Annotated in this window: 1 protein-coding gene; it reads left to right on the top strand. The window is 27.7% G+C overall.

Annotated features, from left to right (window positions below; genetic code table 11):
* Positions 1-553: hypothetical protein (locus IM284_RS23195; RefSeq protein ID WP_193055982.1), on the top strand; the 553-nt coding region annotated here is incomplete at both ends.

The raw sequence follows: 553 nt of genomic DNA on the forward strand, positions 1-553 counted from the left end.
GTTATATTATAATAGATAAAAATGAGGGAGAGTCTTTTTTTTTAAGATCTTCTAATTATCTACTTAAATTATCACCCTTATTAGAAAAGATCAATAACTTACCAATAAGCATACCAGAATTACTTTGCGAGAAAGAAGAGAAGATAAAAATAAGAATTAGCGGCATACATCCCGGAAGAATAATACATTTCATTGAAGATTATAATGAAATTGAAAACTTACCTTATGTTTTTAAAGTTGTTTTCATAGATGAAAGGTTCACCAAGGCAGTGAAAAAATGTGGTACTATACTATATATCTCAATAAATAAAGATATTGCAATTGAGAACACCCTTTCACATGAAGAAATTAATATTGATGTACTGAGGAACTTTTTCTTCTCCAAAATTAAAGAACAAGATTCTGTTTATACCGACCTACCTGATACTTATAAACGAGAACACATAGAAACCGATATTAAAATAGACGAGAATATTTCTACCTTTTGCAATATAAAAACATTAGAATCAATCAATCTCTTTTTTAACCCTAAAGTCATTTGTAATAAAGACAA

It is taken from the genome of Enterobacter cloacae complex sp. P12RS, assembly GCF_014895875.1.
GTDB lineage: Bacteria > Pseudomonadota > Gammaproteobacteria > Enterobacterales > Enterobacteriaceae > Enterobacter > Enterobacter bugandensis.